This window comes from Actinomadura sp. K4S16, assembly GCF_008327685.1.
Classification (GTDB): Bacteria; Actinomycetota; Actinomycetes; order Streptosporangiales; family Streptosporangiaceae; genus Spirillospora.
On sequence record NZ_BDDE01000039.1, the window covers coordinates 1 to 5,408 of the forward strand.

Below are 5,408 nucleotides of genomic sequence, written 5' to 3' on the forward strand. Positions count from 1 at the left end.
GGGATTGTTTCCTGAGGTTTGGCCGGCTGGGGTTCGCCCCCTGGTTGGTCGTTTGGACCTTGATGGAGAGTTTGATCCTGGCTCAGGACGAACGCTGGCGGCGTGCTTAACACATGCAAGTCGAGCGGAAAGGCCCCTTCGGGGGTACTCGAGCGGCGAACGGGTGAGTAACACGTGAGCAACCTGCCCCTGACTCTGGGATAAGCCCGGGAAACTGGGTCTAATACCGGATACAACCACTGGTCGCATGGCTGGGTGGTGGAAAGTTTTTCGGTTGGGGATGGGCTCGCGGCCTATCAGCTTGTTGGTGGGGTGATGGCCTACCAAGGCGACGACGGGTAACCGGCCTGAGAGGGCGACCGGTCACACTGGGACTGAGACACGGCCCAGACTCCTACGGGAGGCAGCAGTGGGGAATATTGCGCAATGGGCGGAAGCCTGACGCAGCGACGCCGCGTGAGGGATGACGGCCTTCGGGTTGTAAACCTCTTTCAGCAGGGACGAAGCTAACGTGACGGTACCTGCAGAAGAAGCGCCGGCTAACTACGTGCCAGCAGCCGCGGTAATACGTAGGGCGCAAGCGTTGTCCGGAATTATTGGGCGTAAAGAGCTCGTAGGCGGTTTGTCGCGTCTGTCGTGAAAGCCCACGGCTTAACCGTGGGTCTGCGGTGGATACGGGCAGACTAGAGGCAGGTAGGGGAGAATGGAATTCCCGGTGTAGCGGTGAAATGCGCAGATATCGGGAGGAACACCGGTGGCGAAGGCGGTTCTCTGGGCCTGTACTGACGCTGAGGAGCGAAAGCGTGGGGAGCGAACAGGATTAGATACCCTGGTAGTCCACGCCGTAAACGTTGGGCGCTAGGTGTGGGGTCCTTCCACGGATTCCGCGCCGCAGCTAACGCATTAAGCGCCCCGCCTGGGGAGTACGGCCGCAAGGCTAAAACTCAAAGGAATTGACGGGGGCCCGCACAAGCGGCGGAGCATGTTGCTTAATTCGACGCAACGCGAAGAACCTTACCAAGGCTTGACATCGCCGGAAAACCATCAGAGATGGTGGGTCCTTTTTGGGCCGGTGACAGGTGGTGCATGGCTGTCGTCAGCTCGTGTCGTGAGATGTTGGGTTAAGTCCCGCAACGAGCGCAACCCTCGTTCCATGTTGCCAGCACTTCGGGTGGGGACTCATGGGAGACCGCCGGGGTCAACTCGGAGGAAGGTGGGGATGACGTCAAGTCATCATGCCCCTTATGTCTTGGGCTGCAAACATGCTACAATGGCCGGTACAGAGGGCTGCGATACCGTGAGGTGGAGCGAATCCCTTAAAGCCGGTCTCAGTTCGGATCGAAGTCTGCAACTCGACTTCGTGAAGTCGGAGTCGCTAGTAATCGCAGATCAGCAACGCTGCGGTGAATACGTTCCCGGGCCTTGTACACACCGCCCGTCACGTCACGAAAGTCGGCAACACCCGAAGCCCGTGGCCCAACCACCTTGTGTGGGGGGAGCGGTCGAAGGTGGGGCCGGCGATTGGGACGAAGTCGTAACAAGGTAGCCGTACCGGAAGGTGCGGCTGGATCACCTCCTTTCTAAGGAGCACCAACTGGCCGGGTCGCCTCGCGAGAGGGATCCTGGTCGGTGGCCGCCGTTGGCAGCGAGTGTCTGTCAGGTGGCTGCTCATAGATGTGGAGCACTGGTTATTCACCAGGCCGTTCATGCGGCCCGGCTAGTACCGCCCCGGGGGTGACCTCGGGGAGTGGGAACAACGGGTTTCGGGTGGTCGGACTGGTGGACACGCTGTTGGGTCCTGAGGGAACGGGCGCGAGCCCGGGTGACCTCGGACTGCGGGACCGTTGGCCACACTTCTCCGTTATGGGTCGTGTGGCCTCGGTGGGCCCGGTTGTTTTTTGAGAACTGCACAGTGGACGCGAGCATCTCTGGTAGATGACGGACTCGCATATGAGCCTTGGGTTTTCGGATCCGGGGTTTTTGTGGGTTTGTTGTTTATCTGCGATTTGTTTTGATCGTTTTGTGTGTTCAAGTTTTTAAGGGCATACGGTGGATGCCTTGGCATCAGGAGCCGATGAAGGACGTGGGAGCCTGCGATATGCCTCGGGGAGTCGGCAACCAGACTTTGATCCGGGGATTTCCGAATGGGGAAACCTGGCACCCGTCATGGGGTGTCGCCGCCTGCTGAATGTATAGGCAGGTTGGTGGGAACGCGGGGAAGTGAAACATCTCAGTACCCGCAGGAAGAGAAAACAATAGTGATTCCGTGAGTAGTGGTGAGCGAAAGCGGAGGAGCCTAAACCGTGCGCGTGTGATAGCCGGCAGGCGTTGCGTGTGCGGGGTTGTGGGACCACCCGGTCGTCTCTGCCGAGACGGCAAGGAGTTATAAACCGCTGGGATAGTCGAATGGCTTGGGATGGCCGACCGTAGACGGTGAGAGTCCGGTAGACGAAATTTCAGTGGCTTCTGGGTGTGTTCCCGAGTAGCACGGGGCCCGTGAAATCCCGTGTGAATCTGCCACGACCACGTGGTAAGGCTGAATACTTCCTGATGACCGATAGCGGACCAGTACCGTGAGGGAAAGGTGAAAAGTGCCCCGGTGAGGGGTCGTGAAATAGTACCTGAAACCGTGTGCCTACAAGCCGTCAGAGCCTCCTCAGTTACCTTTCGGGGTTTCTGTTGGTGATGGCGTGCCTTTTGAAGAATGAGCCTGCGAGTTATGGTGTGTGGCGAGGTTAACCGGTGGCGGGTAGCCGTAGCGAAAGCGAGTCTGAATAGGGCGTTTTTAGTCGCATGCTGTAGACCCGAAGCGGAGTGATCTAGCCATGGGCAGGGTGAAGCGCCGGTAAGACGGTGTGGAGGCCCGAACCCACCAGGGTTGAAAACCTGGGGGATGACCTGTGGTTAGGGGTGAAAGGCCAATCAAACTCCGTGATAGCTGGTTCTCCCCGAAATGCATTTAGGTGCAGCGTCGCGTGTTTCTTGCCGGAGGTAGAGCTACTGGATGGCTGATGGGCCCTACCAGGTTACTGACGTCAGCCAAACTCCGAATGCCGGTAAGTGAGAGCGTGGCAGTGAGACTGCGGGGGATAAGCTTCGTAGTCGAGAGGGAAACAGCCCAGATCATCGGCTAAGGCCCCTAAGCGTGTGCTAAGTGGGAAAGGATGTGGAGTTGCTCTGACAACCAGGAGGTTGGCTTAGAAGCAGCCACCCTTGAAAGAGTGCGTAATAGCTCACTGGTCAAGTGATTCCGCGCCGACAATGTAGCGGGGCTCAAGCACACCGCCGAAGCCGTGGCATTGACACTGCAAGGTGTTGATGGGTAGGGGAGCGTCCTGTAACCGGTGAAGCCTTCGAGTGATCGTGGGGTGGAGGTTGCGGGAGTGAGAATGCAGGCATGAGTAGCGAATCACACGTGAGAAACGTGTGCGCCGGATGACCAAGGGTTCCTGGGGCAGGCTAATCCGCCCAGGGTAAGTCGGGACCTAAGGCGAGGCCGACAGGCGTAGTCGATGGACAACGGGTTGATATTCCCGTACCCGCTGGTATGCGCCAACGCTGAACCCTCTGATGCTAACCACCCGAACCGTGGTTCGGGCCTTCGGGCCTGTTGGGTGGGGAGCGTGGGACCCGAGGGGGTAGTAGGTGAGTGATGGGGTGACGCAGGAGGGTAGCTCAGCCCGGGCGATGGTTGTCCCGGGGTAAGGCTGTAGGGAGAGAGACAGGTAAATCCGTCTCTCGCATATCCTGAGAGCTGATGCCGAGCCGTTTTAGGTGAAGTGAGTGATCCCATGCTGCCGAGAAAAGCCTCTAGCGAGTGTACCGGCGGCCCGTACCCTAAACCGACTCAGGTGGTCAGGTAGAGAATACCAAGGCGATCGGGTGAACTGTGGTTAAGGAACTCGGCAAATTGCCCCCGTAACTTTGGGAGAAGGGGGGCCTTGCCTGGTGATGGCACTTGCTGTCTGAGCTGGGTGGGGTCGCAGAGGCCAGGGGGAAGCGACTGTTTACTAAAAACACAGGTCCGTGCGAAGTCGTAAGACGCTGTATACGGACTGACGCCTGCCCGGTGCCGGAACGTTAAGAGGACCGGTTAGATCCTTCGGGGTCGAAGCTGAGAATCTAAGCGCCGGTAAACGGCGGTGGTAACTATAACCATCCTAAGGTAGCGAAATTCCTTGTCGGGTAAGTTCCGACCTGCACGAATGGCGTAACGACTTCCCCGCTGTCTCAACCACAGGCCCGGCGAAATTGCAGTACGAGTAAAGATGCTCGTTTCGCGCAGCAGGACGGAAAGACCCCGGGACCTTCACTACAGCTTGGCATTGGCGCTTGGAGCGTCTTGTGTAGGATAGGTGGGAGACTGTGAAGCCCAGACGCCAGTTTGGGTGGAGTCATTGGTGAAATACCACTCTGGTCGTTTTGAGCGTCTAACCCGCACCCGTGTATCCGGGTGGGGGACAGTGCCTGGTGGGTAGTTTAACTGGGGCGGTTGCCTCCCAAAATGTAACGGAGGCGCCCAAAGGTTCCCTCAGCCTGGTTGGCAATCAGGTGGCGAGTGCAAGGGCACAAGGGAGCTTGACTGTGAGACGGACGTGTCGAGCAGGTGCGAAAGCAGGGCCTAGTGATCCGGCACCTACGTGTGGAAGTGGTGTCGCTCAACGGCTAAAAGGTACCCCGGGGATAACAGGCTGATCTTCCCCAAGAGTCCATATCGACGGGATGGTTTGGCACCTCGATGTCGGCTCGTCGCATCCTGGGGCTGGAGTAGGTCCCAAGGGTTGGGCTGTTCGCCCATTAAAGCGGCACGCGAGCTGGGTTTAGAACGTCGCGAGACAGTTCGGTCCCTATCCGCTGTGCGCGTAGGAGAATTGTGAGGGTCTGTCCCTAGTACGAGAGGACCGGGACGGACGAACCTCTGGTGTGCCAGTTGTCCCGCCAGGGGCACGGCTGGTTGGCTACGTTCGGTCGGGATAACCGCTGAAAGCATCTAAGCGGGAAGCCTTCCTCGAGATGAGTTCTCCCACCCCTTTGTGGGTGTAAGGCCCCCGGTAGACGACCGGGTTGATAGGCCGGAGATGGAAGCGCGGTAACGTGTGGAGTCGACCGGTACTAATAGGCCGAGTGGCTTGAACACACTGAACGTTCAAAGTGAGTCGCTGTGTGAGTTGTTCGCGTCCCTGTGTGGTTCCCAGAAAACAACCTGGTTGCCGCAGTCACTGAAGAAGTGAATACCGAGTCGAAGGCTCGGACGTTGATTTGCCCGCCCGCTTGGGTGGTGCGTTGAGACGTTCGGTGGTTTTGGCGAAGGGGAAACACCCGGTCCCATCCCGAACCCGGAAGTTAAGCCCTTCAGCGCCGATGGTACTGCATGGGAGACCGTGTGGGAGAGTAGGACGCCGCCGGAC

General features: G+C 58.6%; 3 rRNA genes. All 3 read left to right on the forward strand.

The annotated features are described in order from the left end of the window. The first annotated feature begins 59 nt into the window (after nucleotides 1-59). A 16S ribosomal RNA gene (locus K4S16_RS44140) occupies nucleotides 60-1,580 on the forward strand. A gap of 446 nt (nucleotides 1,581-2,026) precedes the next feature. After that, a 23S ribosomal RNA gene (locus K4S16_RS44145) occupies nucleotides 2,027-5,137 on the forward strand. A gap of 154 nt (nucleotides 5,138-5,291) precedes the next feature. Then, nucleotides 5,292-5,408 (forward strand): 5S ribosomal RNA (gene rrf / locus K4S16_RS44150). The 16S, 23S and 5S rRNA genes sit together here, the layout of an rRNA operon.